This is a genomic window from Candidatus Dependentiae bacterium (assembly GCA_035445995.1).
Lineage (GTDB): Bacteria > Babelota > Babeliae > Babelales > Vermiphilaceae > DAOMRS01.
On the sequence record DAOMRS010000001.1, the window covers coordinates 22,582 to 42,638 of the forward strand.

Consider the following 20,057-nt stretch of genomic DNA (forward strand, 5'->3'; position numbering starts at 1 on the left):
GCGCGATGGCAAAACATGGAAAAAAGTATAGCAAAGCGGTTCAAGCGGTAGATAAAAGCACCGTTTTGCCGGTTGATCAAGCATTAAATAAGATCAAGCAACTGGCATTTGCTAAGTTTGATGAATCAGTTGATGTAGATATCAATTTGGGCATTGATGCTTCCAAAGGTGAGCAAGTAGTACGTGGTTCTGTTGTATTGCCTCATGCACGTGGTCAAAAATCCCGTGTGTTGGTTTTTGCAAAAGGTGATTACGCAGAACAAGCTGAGAAAGCAGGCGCTGATTATGTTGGTGCAGAAGATCTTATTGAAAAAATTTCTGGTGGTTGGATGGACTTTGATTATGCAGTTGCAACACCAGATCTTATGGGGCTAGTTGGTAAAGTAGCGCGTGCGTTAGGGCCGCGAGGATTATTACCAAATAAAAAACTAGGCACCGTTACTTTTGATGTTGAACAGGTAGTATCTGATCTGAAAAAAGGTCGCGTATTTTTCAAAAATGACAAAAGTGGTCTTGTACATTTTGCATTTGGAAAAGTATCTTTGGATGAAAGCCAGTTAAAAGATAATTTATCTGCTTTTATCAGAGCATTGGTTGCAGCAAAGCCAGCAGCATCAAAAGGTAAATATCTCAAGAAAATGACTCTCTCATCAACGATGGGGGTAGGGGTCCAAGTTAATCCTGATGAGTTAATGTAGGAAAGAGGTTGTTATGGCATTAAATAGACAACAAAAAGATCAAGTTATACAAGAATTGCGTAATGACTTTGCTAGCAGCAATGCATCTTTTCTTGTAGGATATCAAGGATTGACTGTTGATCAAATGCAAACATTACGTACAGAGCTTCGCAAGCAAGGTGGGCGCTTACAAGTTGCTAAAGCGCGTCTCATGAAGCGTGCGGCTGAAGGTATTGATGGTGCGCAAGATATAGCTGAGCATTTCAAAAACCAAGTAGGTCTTGTGTTTGCAGCAGGAGAAGTACCAGCGATTGCAAAGGTTTTGCATACATTTGCAAAAAATAATGTGGCGTTAGTTTTGAAGGTTGGGTACATAGATTCTCAGGTGTTGGATGAGCGTGGTATATTACGCATTGCTCAATTGCCATCAAGAGAGGTGTTACTTGCTCAAGTATGTCGCGGGATTCAGGCCCCAAGCAGTAATCTTGTACGCGTAATGCATACATCTATTGTGCGACTCTTGTGGGTATTACAAGAGATTCAAAATAAAAAACAAAGTTAGTGTTGTAAGTAAAGTAGTTAATTTTTAATCACAGGAAATGGGGACCATCATGGCATCCAAAATCGAAAAATTGGTTGAAGAAATTGGTAGTCTAACAATGTTAGAATCAGCTGATTTAGTTAAAGCGTTGGAAGACAAATTTGGTGTTTCTGCAGCAATGCCAATGGTAGCAGGTGCGCCAGCAGTTGCTACTGAAGCAGCAGCTCCAGCAGCAGAGAAAAAAGAGTATAAAGTTACTTTGAAAGAATCTGGTGCTGAAAAAATTAAAACTATCAAAGCATTACGTGAAGTAGTATCAGGTTTAAGTTTGTCAGATGCTAAAAAAGCTGTTGACGAAACTCCTTCAGTTATTGCAGAAGCTGCTCCTAAAGAAGATGCAGAAAAAATTAAGAAGAAGTTGGAAGAAGCCGGTGCAAAAGTGGAGCTTTCATAATTTTTTGTGGAAGCTTTTATGTTTTGCATGAGTGGGGTGAACGTTATTTGTTGTATGGACAATTATTTGGAGTAACGAGGAGCGGCTGAATGTCTAACTTTCGTACGGGTAAAGGCGCGGTGCGTAGATCGTTTGGTCGGGTACAAGATATAGTTCCGGTACCTAACCTAATTGAAATTCAATCTACGTCGTTTAATGATTTTGTACAATTGGATTACTTACCAGAAGAACGACAATTGATTGGTTTAGAACGTGTACTACGCGATGTGTTTCCGATTGAGCATGAAGATAAATTATCACTAGAATATGTTAGCTATGAGCTAGGCAATTGGGCTTGTACCTGTGGAAAATTAACTGGCATTGAGAACCGCTACACATGGAGTTGTTCTGCGTGCAAAAAAACTGGCTGCTCTCGTTTACCAAATGATTTTAGCTGTCCATCGTGTACTAAGCAAAGTGCACGCTACAAAACGTGTTCAAATTGCTTGGCTCGTGTAGTAGTGCAATTGCCAATGACTCTTGCTGAGTGTCGTTCAAGTGGTCAAACATTTGGCATGCCACTTAAAGTTAGAATGCAACTTACAAGTTGGGATGTTGATGATAAAGGAAATAAGTTAGTTCGCGATATTAAAGAACAAGACATTTTCTTTACTGATATTCCTGTTATGGCTGATCTTTATGAAGAAGGTGGTCGATTTAAACTTGGTAATCTTGGTACATTCTTAATTAACGGTGTTGACCGTGTTATTGTGAGTCAGTTGCATCGTTCACCTGGCGTTGTATTTTCACAAAGTAAAAAAGGTAAAGATTTTCGTGGACGCCCATTCTATTTAGCACGTATTATTCCAATGCGTGGTTCATGGATTGATTTTGAATTTGATAGTAATGATCACTTATATGTTCGTATAGATAAAAAGAAAAAATTATTAGCTACAACGTTCTTGCAAGCGCTTGGAATTGAGCGAGATGCAATTATTCCAATGTTTTATGCATCAGATACCATTGTGTATGAAAAAGGTGCATTTTACTGTGTTGTTGACGCAAGTTTGCTTGGGCAACGTCTTGAACGTGGTATGCTTCCAGAAGAACATGAGAAGGCATTTGTAGGTAAACGGGTAACTAAAGAAGTTTTATCTCGTCTACAAAAAGCAGGGATTGACAAATTAGTGCTTAAACGTACTGGCTTGTTGAACAGAGTTTTCTCAAAAGATGTAATTGATCCAGAAACTGGAGAAGTTATTATTGAGCAAGGTACGGTGTGCTCTGAAGATTACTTAGATTTGATTGAAAAACATAAAAAATTTGAATTCAGTTTAATTCAATCATCTGGTTATGTATTCCAGCCAACTATAGCGATGACATTAACGCAAGATCGTTCTTTTACACTAGAAGATGCGCTTAAAGATTTACACGCAAAAGTGTGGCCTGGTGATAGTTCTTCATTAAAAGAAATAAAAGAGCGATTTGAAAATCTATTCTTTAATAGTAGGTTTTACGACTTGACTAAAGTTGGTCGTATTCGCATGAATCGTAAACTTGGTCTTAATGGACCAGAAGATCGTGCTGTTCTTACGCAAGAAGACATAGTTGCTACTATGCGTTATTTGGTGAATTTACGTGAACGTGGTGAAGGCGAATTGGATGATATTGACCATTTGGGCAACCGACGTGTTCGTTTGGTTGGAGAATTATTAAATAACCAAATGTATCTTGGTTTTATGCGTATTGAGCGTATTGTTCGTGAACGATTTAGAATGCAAGAAGCTCATGGGGCATTGATGCCACAAGATTTCTTGAATGTAAAACCATTAAGTGCGGTAGTTCGTGAATTCTTTGGCATGGGACAATTATCACAATTCATGGATCAAACCAACCCATTAGCTGAAATTGCACATAAACGTAGATTGTCTGCTCTTGGGCCTGGCGGCGTTATGAAAGATCGTGCTACGTATGAAATTCGTGACGTACATAACTCTCACTATGGTCGTATTTGTCCAATTGAAACTCCTGAGGGTCAAACAGTTGGTCTTATTTCATCATTAGCAACATATGCTATGGTTAATGATTTAGGATTTATAGAAACTGCATATTCTCCAGTAAAAGATGGCAAAATACAGGATGATGTTGTGTTTATGGATGCTTTCCAAGAAACAGAACATTATATTGCACAGGCAGATGCGCTTAAACCAGGTTCTAAAAAATTAGAAGGCGATAAAGTTCTTGCGCGACATGGCGGTAACTTTATAAACGTGGAAACTGACAAAATAGATTATATTGATTTGTCACCAAAACAACTCGTATCGGTATCCGCAGCATTAATTCCATTCTTGGAACATGATGACGCAGTTCGTGCATTAATGGGTGCAAATATGCAACGACAAGCAGTGCCATTAATACAAACGAGTGCACCGATTGTTGGTACTGGTATGGAAAAATCTATTGCCAAAGCATCTGGTGCAGTTATTACGGCAAAACGAACTGGTACTGTAGAGTATGTATCATCAGAAAAAATTATTGTGCGTGCACCTGAACATGAATTTGCACATATAGATGAGTGGATATCTCAAGGTGTTGATACGTATTATTTAGATAAGTTTCAACGCTCAAGTTATAGTACCTGGATTCATCATACGCCAATTGTACGTGTTGGTGATCGTGTAGAAAGAGGTGATGTTCTTACTAATGGTTCAGCAATTTTTAATGGCGAGCTTGCACTAGGAGCAAACTTAATTGTTGCCTTTATGCCATGGAATGGATATAACTTCGAGGACGCAATTGTTTTAAATAAGCGCCTTGTTTCAGAGGATGTATTAACATCTGTACATATTGATGAATATGTTGTAGATGCGCGAGATACTAAGCTTGGTCCAGAAGAAATTACACGTGATATTCCAAATGTCAGTGAATCTGCATTAATTGGTTTGGATGAAGATGGTATTGTACGCGTTGGAACACGTGTTAAACCTGGGGATATTCTTGTAGGTAAAGTTACCCTAAAAGGTGATGTACAGTTTTCACCAGAAGAAAAATTATTACGTGCAATATTTGGTGAAAAATCACGAGAAGTACGAGACACATCATTACGCGTACCGCCTGGAGTCGAAGGTACTGTTGCTGACGTGAAAATATTCTCACGTAGCGGGGTACGTAAAGATAAGCGTTATAAAGAAGAAATTAATAAGCAAATTGAAAAGGTTGAAACGAATTTTGCACAGCATATTACTTCACTTGGTCGTATGATTGCAGAAAAAGTACGCGAAGAATTGCATGGGCAAGAACCGGCTTCAACAACTATCAAAGGTTTATTATTCAAACAAAAATTTGATAAAGATAGTTTACAGAATGAATCAATAGTTGAATTGTTCAAACTAAAAGCAAAAGACAAATCAGCTAATGATATTATCAAAAAACTTAAAGATGGATATGAAAATCAGGTTCGTATTTTAACGAATTTAAAAGATGAGCATATCAATAAATTGAAGAAGGGCGATACATTACCATCGGGTGTGATTAAGGTTGTTAAAGTGTATATTGCAATGAAGCGACCAATTTCAGCTGGTGATAAACTTGCAGGCCGTCATGGTAACAAAGGTGTGGTTTCAAATATTGTACCGCGAGAAGATATGCCATTATTAGAAGATGGCCAAGCGGTTGATATAGTGCTGAACCCATTAGGTGTACCATCTCGTATGAACGTTGGTCAAATTTTAGAGACAACGCTTGGGCTTGTAGGTAAAAAACTTGGTATGCAGCTACAAGATATAATTGAAAATAAAGGTTATGATTTTGTTAAAAAAGAGCTCATCAAGTTTTATGGTAATGATGTCATTGATTCATATGAAAAATTATATGGCAAAGATGGTGTGCTTCAATTAGCTCGTCATACTGCAAAAAATGGTGTGTTCTTTAAAACACCAGTATTTGATGGTGCACGATTTGAAGAAGACATTAAGCCATTAATGAAAGAAGTTGGTATTCCAATGAGTGGATCATTTAACTTACGTGATGGTCGTACTGGTGAGTATTTTAATCAGCCAGTTACCGTTGGTTATATGTATATCATGAAATTAAATCATATGGTTGATGACAAATTGCATGCGCGTTCTGTTGGGCCATACTCATTGGTAACACAACAACCACTTGGTGGTAAAGCTCAACAAGGTGGACAACGTCTTGGTGAGATGGAGGTGTGGGCATTAGAAGCATACGGTGCGGCATATGCGCTCCAAGAAATGTTGACATACAAGTCAGATGATGTAACGGGGCGTCATAAAGCATATCAGGCGATTGTGCGTGGAGAAAACGTACCAGAGCCGGGTGTACCAGAATCATTTAATGTGTTGATTAAAGAATTGCAAAGCTTAGGCTTGCAAGTTGATCTCTTGAAGCTTGGCAAGGAGACTGTCAGTGAGTAATCGGATGTTGGAAAGATTTAAAGAATACATTGGTATTACCCGTTTCAATGCCATACAGCTTGGGTTAGCTTCTCCAGAAAAGACGCGTTCATTATCGTATGGTGAAGTAAAAAAGATTGAAACAATTAACTACCGAACACTAAAGCCTGAGCGTGATGGATTATTCTGTGCACGTATTTTTGGTCCAGTCAAAGACTGGGAGTGTAATTGTGGTAAATATAAACGGATGAAACATCGCGGTGTAACATGTGAAAAATGTGGCGTTGAGGTAATTCAATCTCGCGTACGTCGTGAGCGTATGGGGCATATTGAATTAGTAGCTCCTGTATGTCATATTTGGTTTTTAAAAGGTATTCCAAGTTATCTTGGTTTAATTATGGATATGCCAGTTAAAGATCTTGAACGCGTTATTTACTTTGATTCATACATGGTAGTAAAACAAGGTAATTCTCCGTATCCAGTCAAAACGTTGTTGAGTAAACTGGAATATGAAGATTATCTTGATGCTCATCCAGATGATTTAGAATTTATCGCAGAAATTGGTGCACAAGCTATTCGTACTGTATTAGAAAATATGAATCTTGAAACCGAATTAAAAGCGTTGAAAGATGCATATTTAAAAACAACATCGGTTGCAGTGCGTCATAAACTCATGCGCCGTATCAAAGTTTTATCTGAATTACAGCAAAGTGGAGCAAAACCATCATGGATGGTGTTGACGGTATTACCAGTACTCCCTCCAGATTTAAGACCATTGGTACCTTTAGAAGGTGGTCGATTTGCAAGTTCAGATTTGAATGAATTATATCGCCGTGTACTCAATAGAAATATACGGTTGCAGCGTTTGATGGAAATAGAAGCACCATCGGTTATTATTGAAAACGAAAAACGCATGCTACAAGAAGCGGTTGATGCGTTAATTGATAACGGTCGTCGCGGTCAGCCAGTACGTGGTTCAAACCGTCGTCCACTCAAATCATTGAGTGAAATGTTACGTGGTAAGCAAGGTCGTTTCCGTCAAAACTTACTTGGTCGTCGTGTTGATTATTCTGGACGTTCTGTAATTGTGGTTGATCCAGAATTACGTATGGACCAATGTGGTATTCCAAAAGCTATGGCATTAGAGTTATTTAAGCCATATATTTTTGCGGGATTGATGGAGCGTGAGGCTGCTACCAATATGCGCGTAGCGCGTCGTATGGTTGATGAATTAGATCCTCAAGTATGGGATGTATTGGAAGAAGTCGTTAAAAATAGACCTGTGCTTTTGAACCGTGCACCAACACTACATCGACTAGGTATTCAGTCATTTTATCCAATATTAGTAGATGGTAAAGCTATTCGTATACATCCATTAGTGTGTGCAGCGTTCAACGCTGACTTTGATGGTGACCAAATGGCGGTACATTTACCGTTAAGTGAAAATGCACAAAAAGAAAGCCAAGAGCTAATACTTTCAGTTAAAAATATTTTGTCACCGGCTAGTGGTCGTCCAGTTACCGTACCATCGCAAGATATGATTTTAGGTCTTCATTACATGTCAAAAATGCGTGAAGGTGCTAAAGGTGAAGGTATTGTTTTTGGGACCGTGAATGAGGTGATTACTGCATACCAATTTGGTCAAGTTGATTTGCATGCACAAATTAAGTTACGGTTACCTAATGATGAAATTGTGCAAACTACTACGGGCCGTGTAGTTTTATACGAAGCATTGCCAAAAGGTGCAGATTTCAATTGGGTCAACAAAGTACTCAAAAAAAGTGATTTGAGAAAATTAGTAGAACGCGTGTATTACCGTTTTGGTAGTCCGGCAACTGTAGTGAGTTTGGACAAGATTAAAAAACTTGGATTCCATTATTCAACATTAGCTGGTATATCATTCTCTATCGCGGATTTAGTTGTTCCAGCCAATAAAGATGCATTGATTGAAAAAGCGGAACAAGACGTAGAAAAAGCAGAACAATTGTACATGGATGGCGTTATCACTAATGGTGAACGTTACAATAAAATTATTAGTATCTGGGGTCATACGACTGAAGATATTGCATCGTCTATGTACAAAGAACTTGAGCTTCAGGATAAAGAGGCATTCTTAAATAAGGATAAGTCGTTTAAACCATTTAATCCTATTTTTATGATGCTTGATTCTGGTGCGCGTGGTTCTAAAGAGCAAATTAAGCAGTTAGTAGGTATGCGTGGTCTTATGGCAAAACCAACTGGTGAGATTATGGAAACGCCAGTAAAAACTAACTTGAAAGAAGGGTTACATGTGTATGAATACTTTATTTCTACACACGGTGCTCGTAAAGGTCAGGCAGATACTGCGCTCAAAACAGCAAACTCAGGTTATTTAACTCGTCGTTTGGTTGACGTTGCACAAGATGTTGTAATCACAATTGATGATTGTAGAACTCTTGGGTATGTTGAAATCGAAGATTTAAAAGAAGCTGGAGATGTTATTTACTCATTGGTTGAACGTGTATTTGGTCGCGTACTTGCTACCGATGTAAAAGATCCTATTACTGGAGAGCTTTTATTCAAACAAGGTCATATAGTTACGCGAAATGATATGGAAAAAATTAATAATTCTGCCGTATCAAAATTATATGTACGTTCAGTTGCTACATGCCAAGCAAAACGTGGTATATGTGCACAATGTTATGGTTACGATTTATCAAAAGGTAAATTAATAGATATTGGTACTACCGCAGGTATTATAGCAGCACAATCTATTGGTGAACCCGGTACACAGTTGACCATGAGAACATTCCACATTGGTGGTACAGCTAGTGGATTGTCAGCACAACCGTTTTTTGTGGCAAAATCTGATGGTGTAATTTCATGGCGCAACATTCGTGTAGTGAAAAACAAAGAAGGCCAGTCATTAGTTATGAGCCGTAAGGGGCGTTTGCTAATTATGTCTCAAGATGGGCGTGAATTGCAAAGTCACCCAATAGAATATGGTTCAGTTATATATGTAACTGATGGACAAGATGTTACCGTAGGTACCAAACTTGCTGAATGGGATCCGCATAACAAAGTATTGCTTACAGAAAAATCTGGTACAGTTCAGTTTATTGATCTCATTGAAAACATAACCATTCAAGAACGATTTGATGAGGCAACTCGTAAATCAAATCATATAATACTTGAAACACGTAGTGAAAAATATCAACCAGCTTTAAGCATTGTTGATGATGAAGGCAATGAAATAGCTCAATATTACTTGCCGGCAGGTTCATACTTGAACGTTGAAGAAAATCAATTTGTTTCAATTGGTGAGATTTTGGTTAAAACACCGCGTGCGGTATCAAAAACCAAAGATATTACTACTGGTGGCTTGCCACGAATTGCAGAATTATTTGAAGCGCGTCAACCAAAAGATGCAGCAATTATTTCTGATATAGATGGGCAAGTAGTAATTGGCGGCTTACATCGTGGATTACGTAAAGTAAGTGTGGTGTCTGGTGCAGAATCATTTGATTACTTTATACCACGTGGTAAACAATTAAACGTAGTTGATGGTGAGCATGTAAGCGCTGGCGCACAACTTACAAGTGGCGTGCCTATATTACATGATGTTTTACGTATTCTTGGTCCAGATGTTGTACAGCGCTATTTAGTGGATCAAATTCAAGAAATTTATCGTTTACAAGGTGTTGATATTAACGATCGTCATATCGAATTAATTGTGCGTCAAATGATGCGTAAAGTTCGTGTGACTGATCCAGGTGATAGTGAATTCCTTGTAGGGGATAAAGTGGATCGTATTCACTTTGCGAATGTTAACTCATTGTTACAGGCAGAAGGTAAGCGTGTTGCGACTGCTAAGCCGGTGTTAATGGGTATTACACAAGCATCGCTAGGTACAGAAAGTTTTATTTCAGCAGCATCTTTCCAAGAAACTACACGTATTTTGGCAGAGGCATCCATCGCAGGTCAAGTTGATCACTTGTATGGTCTGAAAGAAAATGTAATTGTTGGTAAATTAATTCCGGCAGGTACAGGTATTAAGTCATTCAAGGAAAAATACATAGGTGATGATTTGTCTGAGCTAGAACGTCAAGCACAACGAGAAGAACAGGCATTACGTATGAATGGCACAGCTGAAGTAGCTTAGGCGCGTAGCTCAGTGGTAGAGCACTGCTTTGACGTAGCAGGGGTCAGCGGTTCAATCCCGCTCGCGCCTACCATTAAGTTAAGTATGAAATGGTTGAATAATAGTATTTTAATAAGGTAAAGATCAAATGGCATTAACAAAAGCAGAAAAAGATAAAATAATACAAGGGTTTGGTATCAATGAAAAAGATACAGGCTCAGCGGTAGTACAAGTTGCGTTGTTGACAGAAAATATCAATCAGTTGACTAGTCACTGTCAAAAAAATCCAAAAGATTTCAGCTCAAAACGCGGTTTGTTAAAGATGGTGTGTGATCGTCGCAATTTTTTGCAATATATCGAACGAAAAAATGCAGAAAAATATCTTGACGTGATCCAAAAACTAGGACTACGTAAGTAAATATTTAATAAATCATTATATACAACGTAGCAAATTTTATACAAGGTAGGTTAATTACAATGGTACAAACGTTTAAATTAGATAAGTTTGGCTATGAGGTTGAGTTAGGGAAAATAGCACGCCAAGCAGATGGTGCTGTGTGGTTTAAACAAGGTGGTACTGTTGTATTAGCAACCGTTGTATCTGCACCGTCAGAAGATTTTCCGGGATTTTTACCGCTTACTATAGAATATCGTGAAAAATATTCTGCTGCCGGTAAGATTCCAGGAGGATATTTTAAACGCGAAGGTCGGCCTTCTGATCGTGAAGTCCTTACCTCACGTATGATTGATCGTGCATTGCGTCCGTTATTTCCAGCTAATTTTTTTGATCAAGTGCAAATTATTATTACTACGTACTCTGTTGATAAAGAGCATGATCCAGCAGCAGCGGCGTTTATAGCAGCATCAATGGCGTTACAAACATCTAAGATTCCATTCTTGGGTCCAGTTGGCATGGTTGAAGCTAGTCGTGTTGATGGTGCATGGATAATGAATCCAACGTATCCTCAAAGCGTGGCATCAGATATGCGTATTATTATTGCAGGTACCCAAGAAGGTATTTGTATGGTTGAAGGTTCTACAAATGAACTTTCAGAAGAAGAGTTTATTGATGTATTATTTAAGGCTCATGATCACATAAAAGAATTAGTTAGCTGGCAAGAAGAAGTGACCAAAAAAATTGGCAATAAAAAAGAAGAAATTGCTGATCCGTATAATTGGGAAACATGGACTGATCGTATTAATAAGTTCTTGACCGATGATCATGTTGATCGCATGTATATAGAAGATAAAGCAGAACGTAATCTATATCTTGCCAGTTTGCGTGAGCAATTTACTCAACAGTATGCAGAAGAAATTTTGACGACTGAAGTGCCAAGCAAAGTACTAAATTATATATTCGATGATGTATTAAAAGAAAAATTAACCGAACAAGTATTTGCTAAAAACAAGCGAGTAGATGGACGTGCTGATGATCAAATTCGCCACATATCAGGTGAAGTTGGGGTATTGCCATTCGTACATGGTTCGGCATTATTTACGCGCGGACAAACGCAAGCATTGGTAAGTGTTACCCTTGGCGGTGGCCAGGATGCACAGCGATTAGAGAGTGTTATGGTAGAAGGGGAACAAGAGCAAACATTTATGTTGCATTATAATTTCCCACCATTTTCTACTGGTGAAGTTCGCTTCTTGCGTGGTCCAGGTAGACGTGAAGTTGGTCATGGATATTTGGCTGGTTCAGCATTTACCTATGTATTACCAGAAAAAGAAAAATTTCCTTATACCATTTTAGTGAGCTCAGATATTTTAGAATCAAATGGTTCAAGTTCTATGGCGACCGTGTGTGGTTCTACTATGGCTATGATGCAAGCCGGTATTCCTATTAAGAAAATGGTAAGCGGTATTGCGATGGGCTTACTCCAAAGCAAAAAAGGTGGTTTCAAAGTAATCTCTGACATTTCCGGCTTAGAAGATGCCTTTGGATTAATGGACTTTAAAGTAGTTGGTACAGACAAAGGTATTACTGCTATTCAGATGGACATTAAATATAAAGGTGGATTATCTCGTCAAGTATTTGAAAAAGCACTTGAGCAAGCACGTGCAGGTAGATTATTTATCTTGAGTAAAATGCAAGAAGTAATTGATAAGCCATATCCATTGTCTGATCTTGTACCAAAAGTGACCGTTATCAAAATTGATACTGATAAAATTGGAGCAGTGATCGGTACTGGTGGCAAAACTATTCGTGAAATTATTGACAAAACTGGCACAACCATTGATATTGAAGAAGACGGAACCGTCAAAATATTTGGAGGTCCTAAAGCAGATGTTAAAGCTTCAATTCGTTGGGTGCGTACATTAGCTGGCCAAATTGACAAGGGTGAGATTTTTGAAGGGAAAATTCGCAAAGTAGCTGAATTCGGTCTCTTTGTGGAATTAGTACCAGGACAAGATGGTCTTGTGCATGTATCGAATATACCACGTACATTGCAAAAAACCTTCATGAAACATTTTACCGTTGACCAAGTGGTGAAAGTAGAAGTACTTGACCACGATCCGGTTTCTGGTCGTACAAGTCTTCGTTTGTTAGAACAATAGGTTCTATCAATGAGTATACAGCGCATAGACGGACGTACTGCTCAAGAGATACGTCCGGTTAATATCGTGTATAATGCTTTCGGTTATGCAGATGGTTCGGTATTATTGAGTATTGGTGATACTAAGGTGCTGTGTACCGTTACCATACAAAATAATGTGCCTCCGTTTTTGCGAGGTCAACATATTGGTTGGCTTACCGCAGAATATGCGATGTTACCCAATTCATCTAAAGATCGCATTCCTCGAGAAATTTCTCTTATGAAGAAAAATAGTCGTTCAACCGAAATTTCTCGTTTTATCGGACGAGCATTGCGTATGATGGTTAACTTAACTGCACTTGGTGAACGTACCATTCTAATTGATTGTGATGTATTACAAGCAGATGGTGGTACACGTGTAGCTGCAATTACCGGAGCAAGTTTGGCATTACAACAAGCTGAAAAGCATTGGTTACAAACAAAACTTATTAGAGAACCAATTACTACACAGGCCATAGCTGCTATATCTATTGGTATTAAAGATGGCTATGTCATTGCCGACCCAAATTATGCAGAGGATAGTAATTTGAGTGCTGATTGCAATGTAGTTATGACAGAGTCTGGCGATATTATTGAGTTACAAAGTAGCGCTGAAAAAGAACCAATCACGTGGGAACAATTGCAAGAGATACATACTATTGCACGAGCAAGCATAACAAAGTTATTTTCTGCACTAGATAATCTATCTACTGAACCAGAAAAAAAGGATACCGTGTTCAAACGAAAAAAATCTGGTCCATTGTTTAGTTTGCAAAATAGATAAGCATACGATACCATAAGCATCATGAATATACCATTTATAGTTGCTCAGGTTACTGATCATACCAATCCGGTTATATGTTTTCGTAGCCAAAACACATATCCAGTTTTATTTTTTTCACGTTTGTTTACCTATCTAAAAAATAACAAGACACTTCGTATTGAGTCGTGTGATTTAGAAGAACAGAATATGGCAGATATCAAAGGTAGATTATCTACTAGTTTTTTAGGTACTAGTACATTGTATTGGATGCGTGCTGTTTCTGTGCTTGATCAAAAAATAAAACAAGAATTTCTACAATATGTACGGAATTATTTAGGACCCAATCGGGTTGTTTTTTTTGCATTACATGAGGATATATCTTACCACGCAAAAGATACGATATATATTGATATTCCTGAATATATTGATAAGCAACATGCTATTGATCTTCTTCAGACGTTATGCGGTTTTGATGCTACTCATGCACAACAATTTGCGCAAGCAGTGTTTGCACGGCATAAAGAAATAGCTCTTGATGGATTTTGTATGCTGGCACAGTATGGGCAATTATTGAATGTAGCATCATTATCATCATTTTTAGACGATTGGCTTGCATATATCCTTACACCCAAAGCATCATTGTTTGCTTTAAGCACGCATTTTTTTGCAAAAGATGCACGGCTATTCTTTCCGTTGTGGGTACGTATCCAGCATGAGTATTCACCACAATTTTGGGTTGCATATTGGGCTGAACAATTGTGGCGTGCACATGGATTTTTACAATTGCACAAAAAAAATAAAAAGGATGATGCAAAAAAGATGGCCTTTCGTTTACCGTTTACATTTATACAACGTGAGTGGCGTAATTATAGTATGCGTGAATTAAAACAGGCGCATGCTATGATGTATGCAATAGACTTTCGTTTAAAAAATGGTGGTAATGAGCATGTGCTTGATCTGTTTTTTTCTAAATTTTTTTGCAACCAATTTATAGTAAAGTAATTAGATTAAAATCGTTCAGGTTGAATAATGCCACCAGAGATAATCATGGCCATTGCTTCTTGGCGAGTTAAGTCTATAGTTTTTATTTCAGGTTCTGGCACTATGATGAAGTATCCACTTGTTGGGTTTGGTGTAGTGGGAACAAACACATTAAAGTAACGATTTATCGTATCAGGTGATATTGCTTGAGGTAATTCGCTAGTCAAAAATCCAAGGCTATAAATACCTTTGCGGGGGAATTCAATGAGAACAACTCGTTTGAAGGTAATCTTATCCTGTAAACTGAATGCTTGTACTAATTGTTTGATACCTGCATATACGGGGCGTACCAGGGGAATTTGTACAATAAGTGCTTCAAGCGCATGAATAATTGGATGTAGTACAAATAATCTCAAAAATATACCCAGCACGAAGATAGCAATAATTATAATAAAAATTTCTGCGTGAGGAACGTTACTCAGAAAAGTGGTAGGTACTAATCCCCGTACTGGAGCAACCCAAGTAGCAAAAAGTCTAAACGTTATGTGAAATAGTACAATGGTGAGTGTGATAGGGAGTATCGTCAATAAGCCTTGTAGAAAGAGCAGCCACAAAGTATCGAGTGTTTTTCTAAGCATACGGGTTACAAATTGCATAATAATTCCTCCTCATTATGCGCGTAGTTGTTGTTGTAATATGTGTGCAAGTTGAGTGCCTATCTCATGCGCAGTATGTTTATTTCTTTCTTCTACCATAACACGCAGTAATGGTTCTGTACCAGAATATCGAACAACAATACGTCCATTATCCAGCTGCGACTCATGTTGGGCTATAATTTCTTGGAGAGAAGGATCGTCTAAATTTTTCTTATGAGCAATAGGGATATTAATGAGTACTTGGGGAAATGGTTCAAAAGTATGCATATTCCAATTCTGAGTAGCAATTAGTGTTTCTAAAATATGGAGTGCAGTAACTACACCATCACCAATTGGCTGGTAATCATATAAAATAATATGGCCGGATTGTTCGCCACCAAGCAATAAGTTTTGCGTGCGTAATTGAGCTGCAATATATTTATCACCTACGTGAGTTCGTATAAATGATTTGTTATGTTGATGCAAGAATGCAGCTAATCCTTGATTGCTCATGATAGTGCCAACGATAGTTTGTTCGCATGCATAGCGTGGATGATTAATGAGAAGTGCCAATATATCATCACCATTTTTTATTTCACCATATTTGTTGACTGCAATAATACGATCGCCATCACCATCAAATGCGAATCCAATGTCAGCACGTTCATCTATAACTGTCTGTTGTAGGATTTGTGGATATATGCTGCCGCAGTTATCATTAATATTTCTCCCCGTAGGTGTATTATTGATAATGATACTATGTGCATCAAGTGCTTGGAATAATGCAGGAGCTGTATAGCTTGTGGCACCGTGTGCGCAATCGAGTACTATCTTCTTACCATCCAAGAATTTTTTTGGAAACAAACTCTGAATGCCTTGTATATAATAATCAATGGCATTGGTAGCATAATGTAGGGTGCCCAACTGCGTGTAGCTAGTTGGTAGAGTAGAATAAAATAGTTGCGTAATGTATTCCTCTGCCATAACAGATAATTTATTGTTGAGCGTGTCAAATATCTTAATGCCGTTGTCTTGATAAGGATTATGTGAGGCAGAAACCATGATACAACAATCAGCGTCATATTTTTTTTGTATGTAGTATAACGCGGGTGTTGGTAAGGTGCCCACATGTATTAAATCAATACCATAGGGTAACAATCCTGTTGCTAATGCTGCAGTAATAAAGCTACCTGATTCACGCGTATCTTGCGCAAGAAGTATGCGAACATTATTTTTTTTGTAATATTCGCATGCCCATTGACCAATGGCACAACCAAGTTGAATAAGTTCAGAACGAGTAAATGGTGAAGTGCCAACAGGGGATCTAATGCCATCGGTACCAAATATGTTGCGTGTCATAATGCTATGTGTTGTTATGATATGGTAGTTGTAACAATTACTGGTGTTGGTTCATAGTGTACCAGTTTAATAGAATCAGGCAAAAATAATGTGGCTTGTGTAATGCGGAGTGGCTGGGTACCAATAGGTAAATCTTGTGCATTGATGTGTATGGCTAAGTGATTGGTATCCAAGGTTTGTAATTGTGTACGTTTACCAGATAAAATAATTTGTACGGTATCAGGAGCTTGAATAGATAGATGCTGCGATGTGTTGAAAAAACATAATGGTACATCAGTAGTAATGTTTATAGTAAACAAGTTTCCAAATACATACCAAAACGTATAGCCTAATGCGAGAGAACAAACCTTAAGGGGTGCGTTCTTGTTGAATATTGTTTTGCGGAGTAATCCCATATTTATTTCCTTTTTTTATTTTTATATAAACATATTTTTGCAAGAGGTGTTGGATTTGTTGCGTGTTAACGTTATCTATTGAATTGCCATCAACAACAAGCGTAAAAGACCGTGTACTTGGATTGCAGTGGAGTATGAGTACATCGGTTTTAGCAGTATATATGCATGCGCAATCTAGCCAGTTTGCATGCTCTGGCCAGGTATGCCATTTGGTATTAATACCACGTAACATACCATAATCATTGATCCAAAGCATGGTGTCTTGACTGTATGTCGTGCTTGTTAAAATAGTTTCCATTAAAAGTGTATTTAGCGGGGTATTGAGTATACATTCTGTTTGGACTAGTTCTTGCATACTATCAGTACGTTCAATAATACAGGTGATTGTTTTATTTTTGTTCATAGCAATGAGGCAGCCTTGCATAAAAATTTCTAGCCAATTGGTATGTATCGGTTGTGTCGGAGGTGTATTCTTAAGAGCAACAAAATTCCGTTGCAAGGTTTCTTGATGGATTACCATGAATAGCATGATAATTATAGGAGAACAAAGTAACAAAAATAAACTTACACTACTCAGTGCAGCAAAATATGCAGTACATATTGCAATACAGTATCCATAAAAATACCACAGAAGATTGCTTTTTCTATCTTGGCGTAACCAGAGCGCCAGGTAATAAAAAATTCCTGAGAAAAATAAAATCTCAATACCGTCACGCCAACCAAATGGGATGATCATATATTCTCCTTAGTACGCAGCGTATGATTTTTCTTCAACTATGTGTGATCCACATAATTTATTAATAGTATGTTTAATGCGGCCTCGTAAATCGTTATTAATATATACAGATCGAGCAAGAGCTATAAACTCTGCGTCAAAATTTTTTGTATATTCTTTTTGACGTATAGCATCTTCTATATCCCATAACTTTTCGTTAATCTTACGTAACATATTGGTAAGTTCTTCAAGATCTTTATTGGTAGTTATATGCTCGCTATAGGTAGCTTGTAGCGTTGTTAACTCAGTTTGAACGTTCTGTAATTTTTTAGGATCGGTTATGCGCTCACTTTTAATTTGTAGAATGGTTATTTTATCTATAAGTTCACCTATGCCTATTTCTGCAAGGACGGTATTTATTTGTGTACTATAAAGACTACCGGTGAATATCAGAAAAATTACGAGACTTGTCATATAATGTGGTTTCATACTGTATTCCTTTTTTTTGAAAATATGATGGTAAATTTATGCATACTAAAAAATAATAGCTACGTAAAGGTTCATGCCTGATTGCCTTTTGGTATATGCTTGGGTATATTGTCAAAAAAGGCTTTTTTATCTGCATAAGGAATTATACATGGCAATTGTATTAACGGGGGATCGCCCGACGGGTCCTTTACATCTTGGGCATTATGTCGGTTCACTTGCGCAACGCATTGAATTACAAAACACACATAAACAATATGTGATGATCGCAGATGCACAAGCATTAACTGATAACTTTGAATATCCAGAAAAAGTACGTAGCAATGTACTTGAAGTAGCACTGGATTATCTTGCCATTGGAATTGACCCACAAAAAACAACTATATTTATTCAGTCAATGATTCCTGAAATTGCAGAATTATCCGTTTTTTATTTGAATCTAGTCACTGTCAATAGGCTCAAACGTAATCCAACGGTAAAAGCAGAAATACAACAAAAAGGATTTGGTGAATCGCTGCCAGCAGGGTTTTTAGTGTATCCGGTACATCAAGCAGCTGATATTACGATAGTCAAAGGTACTTTGGTACCAGTGGGCGAAGATCAATTGCCTATGATTGAGCAAACAAATGAGCTTGTCAGAAGTTTTAATCGTATTTATGGTCCGGTGTTTCCTGAAGCACACGCATTAGTTTCCAAATTTTCTCGACTTCCCGGTACAGATGGCAAAGCAAAAATGAGCAAGACGCTCGGCAATGCTATATATCTTTCAGATACTACAGATATGGTAGCAAAGAAAGTGATGAGCATGTATACCGACCCAGATCATGTTCGTGTACAGGATCCTGGGAAGGTGGAAGGTAATGTTGTATTTACCTATCTTGATGTATTTGATCCAAATATACAAGAAGTTGCAGAATTAAAGGAACATTATCAACGTGGTGGATTGGGCGATGTAACACTCAAAAAGCGTCTTATTGAAGTGCTCAATAATTTTTTAGATCCGATCCGTACGCGTCGTGCTGTATTAGCAAAAGATCCACAAGCAATTATGCAATTATTGCAAGAAGGTACACAGCGTACGTGTGAGGTTGCTCAACAAACCATGGATGAAGTGCGTAGTGCTATGAAGTTGGATTATTTTAAAAAATAATAAAAAAGGGGAGTATATGAATAGTGTAAGTAAGTATGCAATATTGATCAGTATTTGTGTGTTTATACTAGTAATTTTTTTTGTTGGGATTAAACAAGATACCTATGAGATGCGCGAAGAAAGTGGTTTATTGATTGCGGCAGATGTTGCTCAGCTAAAAGGTATTTTTGAGCGTATTCATAAGACATGTAGAATTTTGAGTTTTGATTACCAAAAAAATCCAATTAATTTCCTGAATGTGGTTGCGTTCAAGAGTTCAGAGGTCGGGCCAATGAACTTAGTATATCCAAAAAAATGGGAAGGTCCGTATTTGAATGATAATCCGGCGGTACAGGGGATTGAATATCAAATTGTCCATACCAATGATGGCTACTTTATTACGCCGGGTGAGGGTGTTGTGTTACCAAGTGGCAAGCAAATTGGTAAAGATGTAATGCTCGATAAAGATGCGGACATTGGTGCTATGCTTACTGATCCAACTATATTTTTATTAGAAGATAGAGATTTGGCAGGATCGTTACAATTGGCAGCGGAATTGAAAATTTAGGAGTGCTCCATCCGAGCAGGATAAACTAAGTTTGATCTATTAATGTATAATTTTTTTGTTTTAGATTTATCTTTATTTTATCACAAGCTTTGCGCTTCCCGCGCGGGGCAAATATATTGTTTGCCCAATATATTTGATACAAGGGCAAAAAAGAGAAGAATCTCTTTTTAATCTCTCTTTAGCGCTCATACGACAAACTCTCGCCTATATTTTCTGCTCATATTTTTAAGTTAATCAAATTCACTGTGCTAATTTTAGTCGACA

General features: G+C 37.7%; 16 protein-coding genes and 1 tRNA gene. 12 read left to right on the forward strand and 5 right to left on the reverse strand.

Annotation, left to right across the window (positions count from 1 at the left end):
- Nucleotides 1–5 precede the first annotated feature (5 nt).
- The 10 genes from rplA to PK943_00185 all read left to right on the forward strand — a co-directional run bounded on the left by rplA (nt 6) and on the right by PK943_00185 (nt 14,527).
- Nucleotides 6–698 (forward strand): 50S ribosomal protein L1, encoded by a 693-nt coding sequence (rplA, locus tag PK943_00140; protein ID HRN77629.1) that lies wholly within the window; start codon nt 6–8, stop codon nt 696–698.
- 13 nt (nt 699–711) lie between these two features.
- On the forward strand, nt 712–1,239 hold the full coding sequence (rplJ, locus tag PK943_00145; protein HRN77630.1) for a 50S ribosomal protein L10: 528 nt from the start codon (nt 712–714) through the stop codon (nt 1,237–1,239).
- 49 nt (nt 1,240–1,288) lie between these two features.
- Entirely contained in the window at nt 1,289–1,672 is a 384-nt protein-coding gene (gene rplL, locus PK943_00150; GenBank protein ID HRN77631.1) for a 50S ribosomal protein L7/L12, read from the forward strand.
- An 89-nt stretch (nt 1,673–1,761) separates the two neighbouring features.
- Nucleotides 1,762–6,087, forward strand: coding sequence for a DNA-directed RNA polymerase subunit beta (gene rpoB / locus PK943_00155; protein ID HRN77632.1), 4,326 nt, complete (start codon nt 1,762–1,764; stop codon nt 6,085–6,087).
- On the forward strand, nt 6,080–10,207 hold the full coding sequence (rpoC, locus tag PK943_00160) for a DNA-directed RNA polymerase subunit beta' (GenBank protein HRN77633.1): 4,128 nt from the start codon (nt 6,080–6,082) through the stop codon (nt 10,205–10,207). The genes rpoB and rpoC overlap by 8 nt, the downstream gene beginning before the upstream one ends.
- Nucleotides 10,206–10,280, forward strand: a tRNA-Val gene (locus PK943_00165). Before rpoC ends, PK943_00165 begins: the two co-directional genes overlap by 2 nt.
- Before the next feature lie 54 nt (nt 10,281–10,334).
- Nucleotides 10,335–10,604, forward strand: a complete 270-nt coding sequence (rpsO, locus tag PK943_00170) for a 30S ribosomal protein S15 (GenBank protein ID HRN77634.1) — start codon at nt 10,335–10,337, stop codon at nt 10,602–10,604.
- 59 nt (nt 10,605–10,663) lie between these two features.
- Nucleotides 10,664–12,745: a polyribonucleotide nucleotidyltransferase gene (gene pnp / locus PK943_00175; protein ID HRN77635.1), complete on the forward strand. Its 2,082-nt coding sequence runs from the start codon at nt 10,664–10,666 to the stop codon at nt 12,743–12,745.
- Nucleotides 12,746–12,754: 9 nt separating this feature from the next.
- Nucleotides 12,755–13,546, forward strand: a complete 792-nt coding sequence (gene rph / locus PK943_00180) for a ribonuclease PH (protein ID HRN77636.1) — start codon at nt 12,755–12,757, stop codon at nt 13,544–13,546.
- 21 nt (nt 13,547–13,567) lie between these two features.
- Entirely contained in the window at nt 13,568–14,527 is a 960-nt protein-coding gene (locus PK943_00185) for a hypothetical protein (protein HRN77637.1), read from the forward strand.
- 5 nt (nt 14,528–14,532) lie between these two features.
- On the opposite strand, the gene PK943_00190 is transcribed toward PK943_00185, so the two are convergent.
- The 5 genes from PK943_00190 to PK943_00210 are packed head-to-tail and all read right to left on the reverse strand — an operon-like array spanning nt 14,533 to nt 18,099.
- A complete protein-coding gene (locus tag PK943_00190) occupies nt 14,533–15,162 on the reverse strand; it encodes a DUF502 domain-containing protein (GenBank protein ID HRN77638.1) in 630 nt (209 codons plus the stop codon).
- A 15-nt stretch (nt 15,163–15,177) separates the two neighbouring features.
- Nucleotides 15,178–16,500, reverse strand: a complete 1,323-nt coding sequence (locus PK943_00195; GenBank protein HRN77639.1) for a phosphoglucosamine mutase — start codon at nt 16,498–16,500, stop codon at nt 15,178–15,180.
- Between the two features lie 14 nt (nt 16,501–16,514).
- Nucleotides 16,515–16,895, reverse strand: coding sequence for a hypothetical protein (locus PK943_00200; GenBank protein ID HRN77640.1), 381 nt, complete (start codon nt 16,893–16,895; stop codon nt 16,515–16,517).
- Nucleotides 16,849–17,631, reverse strand: a complete 783-nt coding sequence (locus tag PK943_00205; protein HRN77641.1) for a hypothetical protein — start codon at nt 17,629–17,631, stop codon at nt 16,849–16,851. The genes PK943_00200 and PK943_00205 overlap by 47 nt, the downstream gene beginning before the upstream one ends.
- Before the next feature lie 9 nt (nt 17,632–17,640).
- On the reverse strand, nt 17,641–18,099 hold the full coding sequence (locus tag PK943_00210) for a DUF6165 family protein (GenBank protein HRN77642.1): 459 nt from the start codon (nt 18,097–18,099) through the stop codon (nt 17,641–17,643).
- Nucleotides 18,100–18,247: 148 nt separating this feature from the next.
- Between PK943_00210 and trpS the strand changes: the two genes are divergently transcribed.
- Entirely contained in the window at nt 18,248–19,246 is a 999-nt protein-coding gene (gene trpS, locus PK943_00215) for a tryptophan--tRNA ligase (GenBank protein ID HRN77643.1), read from the forward strand.
- Nucleotides 19,247–19,262: 16 nt separating this feature from the next.
- Nucleotides 19,263–19,793 (forward strand): hypothetical protein, encoded by a 531-nt coding sequence (locus PK943_00220; protein ID HRN77644.1) that lies wholly within the window; start codon nt 19,263–19,265, stop codon nt 19,791–19,793.
- Nucleotides 19,794–20,057 lie beyond the last annotated feature (264 nt).

Excerpts from the sequence above, each read along its gene's own strand:
- rplA (HRN77629.1), top strand. The coding sequence starts at position 6 with ATGGCAAAACATGGAAAAAAGTATAGCAAAGCGGTTCAAGCGGTAGAT.
- rplJ (HRN77630.1), top strand. The coding sequence starts at position 712 with ATGGCATTAAATAGACAACAAAAAGATCAAGTTATACAAGAATTGCGT.
- rplL (HRN77631.1), top strand. The coding sequence starts at position 1,289 with ATGGCATCCAAAATCGAAAAATTGGTTGAAGAAATTGGTAGTCTAACA.
- rpoB (HRN77632.1), top strand. The coding sequence starts at position 1,762 with ATGTCTAACTTTCGTACGGGTAAAGGCGCGGTGCGTAGATCGTTTGGT.
- rpsO (HRN77634.1), top strand. The coding sequence starts at position 10,335 with ATGGCATTAACAAAAGCAGAAAAAGATAAAATAATACAAGGGTTTGGT.
- pnp (HRN77635.1), top strand. The coding sequence starts at position 10,664 with ATGGTACAAACGTTTAAATTAGATAAGTTTGGCTATGAGGTTGAGTTA.
- rph (HRN77636.1), top strand. The coding sequence starts at position 12,755 with ATGAGTATACAGCGCATAGACGGACGTACTGCTCAAGAGATACGTCCG.
- PK943_00185 (HRN77637.1), top strand. The coding sequence starts at position 13,568 with ATGAATATACCATTTATAGTTGCTCAGGTTACTGATCATACCAATCCG.
- PK943_00190 (HRN77638.1), bottom strand. The coding sequence starts at position 15,162 with ATGCAATTTGTAACCCGTATGCTTAGAAAAACACTCGATACTTTGTGG.
- PK943_00195 (HRN77639.1), bottom strand. The coding sequence starts at position 16,500 with ATGACACGCAACATATTTGGTACCGATGGCATTAGATCCCCTGTTGGC.
- PK943_00200 (HRN77640.1), bottom strand. The coding sequence starts at position 16,895 with ATGGGATTACTCCGCAAAACAATATTCAACAAGAACGCACCCCTTAAG.
- PK943_00205 (HRN77641.1), bottom strand. The coding sequence starts at position 17,631 with ATGATCATCCCATTTGGTTGGCGTGACGGTATTGAGATTTTATTTTTC.
- PK943_00210 (HRN77642.1), bottom strand. The coding sequence starts at position 18,099 with ATGAAACCACATTATATGACAAGTCTCGTAATTTTTCTGATATTCACC.
- trpS (HRN77643.1), top strand. The coding sequence starts at position 18,248 with ATGGCAATTGTATTAACGGGGGATCGCCCGACGGGTCCTTTACATCTT.
- PK943_00220 (HRN77644.1), top strand. The coding sequence starts at position 19,263 with ATGAATAGTGTAAGTAAGTATGCAATATTGATCAGTATTTGTGTGTTT.